The organism is Tunicatimonas sp. (assembly GCF_049647865.1).
Classification (GTDB): Bacteria; Bacteroidota; Bacteroidia; order Cytophagales; family Cyclobacteriaceae; genus Tunicatimonas.
This window is the reverse complement of the sequence record NZ_JBARYM010000839.1, coordinates 1-2477: the sequence shown is the minus strand read 5'-3', so window position 1 is coordinate 2477 and position 2477 is coordinate 1. Positions and strand designations below refer to the sequence as shown.

2 protein-coding genes are annotated in these 2477 nt (G+C 43.3%); both read left to right on the top strand.

What is annotated here, in order from left to right; translation table 11 throughout:
- Positions 1 to 1513: YfhO family protein (locus WBA23_RS24240; protein ID WP_424584859.1), on the top strand; the 1513-nt coding region annotated here is incomplete at its 5' end.
- A 56-nt stretch (positions 1514 to 1569) separates the two neighbouring features.
- Positions 1570 to 2477, top strand: a 908-nt coding sequence (locus WBA23_RS24235) for a hypothetical protein (RefSeq protein ID WP_424584858.1), incomplete at its 3' end; no start/stop codon positions are given.

Sequence of the window (2477 nt, the reverse complement as noted above, 5' to 3'; positions counted from 1 at the left end):
ACAAGCTAATTTGAACCGCCAGCAGATTCAGAATTTCGTGCAAAATGCCCCTACATATTGGGGTGGCAAAATAAGTACGGCGGGTCCTACTTACGCGGGGGCAATTATGGTTTTTCTATTCTTCATTGGTTGTTTATTTGCCCCTCAACCCCATCGCACTTGGCTTATCGTTGCAACAGTTTTCTCCATTATGCTTACTTGGGGCAAGTTTTTTCCTTCGTTTAATTATTTACTGTATGATATTCTGCCGGGGTACAATAAGTTTAGAACCGTGGAAATGGCGATGGTGATTGCGCTATTATGCATTCCATTGCTAGGCTTAATCGGCCTTGAGTCTCTACTCCGGAGTGGCTGGGATGATAAAACTCGCAAACGGTTCTTGATCGCAGCCGGAGTTCCAATTAGTATATTGGTACTGCTTTTCGTATTGGCAGGGTTGTTCAGCTTTGAAGGTTCGGTAGACAACCGGTATTTAGCCCAACAAGGTGGCGATTTGATCGTAGATGCGCTGCAAGAAGACCGGGCTGACCTGCTTAGAAGTGACGCTTTGCGCTCGCTAGTATTTTGCTTGCTGACGGCAGTAGCGCTGTTCTTTTTCAAGCTAGAGCGGTTAAGCTATATTGGCCTGGCCGCAGCATTAGTACTACTTTCTACTGTTGATATCTGGTCAGTGGCCAATCGGTTTCTTACCGAAGAAGATTACGTGCGGGAACGTAATCGCTTCGCAGCCACTACCGCTTCAGAAGCTGATAACTTTATCCTCCAGCAAAATGCCTCAAGAGCTAGGGTTTTAAACCTTCAGAATCCGTTTAATGATGGCGTTACATCGTACTTCCATGCCTCGGTGGGCGGTTATCACGGTGCTAAGCTGGGTCGTTACCAAGATCTAATTGAATACCACCTAGGTAGTGAGGTCAGTCAAGCCATTCAAACGTTGCAGCAGGGGCAGCGAAACTTTGAAAATTTACCGGTCTTAAATATGCTCAATACCCGCTACTTCAAAGCAGGCGATGCTCAAAATGCAGTCCTCGTAAATGATCAAGCCCTCGGAAATGCTTGGTTAGTCAGTCAGGTACAAACAGTAGAAAATGCCGATCAGGCTATTGAAACTCTGGGAACCATTAATCCTGCTCAAACCGCCGTAGTAAACACCAGCGATTTTCAACTATCAGGCACATCATTTAACAGTACTGGACAAATTGAACGAGTAGAATATCAGCCTAACTACCTAAAATACGAAGCCAACGTACCCGCTGAAAGCTTCGCAGTCTTTTCGGAAATATACTACCCCGATGGTTGGGAAGTAAAAATTGACGGTCAAGAAACAGATTATCTTCGGGCAAATTATACTTTCCGAGCCTTAGTGATCCCGGCAGGTCAACACACTATTGAATTTTCTTTCAACCCGACTTCTTACCGGGTAGGTAGCACCGTATCGCTAGTTGCTTCTGTCATTTTATTATTGGTGGTGCTTGCTGCTTTTGGTTTCAGTATACGTCCGCTACTTAAATAGAATATCATCGCCAGAACGAATTTTTTCCAGCAGAATATTTACGATCTTTTTTGCAGATGAAAAGGGTTCTAATCATTAGTTACTACTGGCCGCCGGCAGGTGGAATTTCGGTACACCGATCACTAAAATTTGCCAAATATCTCCCCCAATTCGGCTGGGAACCTATTATCTACACTGCCAAAAATGCTCAGTACCCTTATCTCGATCAAAGTAACTTTAAAGATATTCATGAAAATACTACGGTAGTAAAGCACCCCATCATTGAACCTTTTGGTCTATTTAAACTTATCTCAGGACGGAAAAAAGATGAGTCCCTCAATAATATTGTTCATGTCAGAGATCGTAAGCACCGTTGGATTGACGATGTGGGTATTTGGGTGCGTGGCAACTTCTTTATTCCTGATGCTCGATCATTATGGGTTCGCCCTTCGGTAAAGTTTCTTACTAAGTACGTTCAAGAAAATCCAGTAGACGCTATCTTTTCTGATGGCCCCCCGCATACCAATACCCGAATAGCCACCTTGCTTCATCAGAAAACCGGGATTCCTTTTTTAGCTGATTTTCAAGACCCCTGGACGCAAGTTGACTACTATCCGCTGATGAAACTTACTTCGTGGGCTGATCAGAAGCACCAAAAAATGGAGCAAGAAGCATTTCAAGCTGCCAGTAAAATTACCATCGCCAGTCCCCGTTGGAAAAAAGATTTAGAAAGCTTAGGTGCTGAAAACGTTGATGTGCTCTACTGGGGCTACGATGAAGATGATTTTAAAAAGCTTGATTACACTCTTGATTCACATTTCTCAATTACTCACGCCGGATTAATCGGTTTTGACCGTTTGCCTAAAGTATTTTTTCAAGCTTTAGCCGAACTTTGTGATGAGTTAAAAGATTTTGCCAAGTATCTTCGTATTCAACTGGTTGGTCAAATTGATTATTCAGTGGTGGAGAGTTATCAACATTTTGG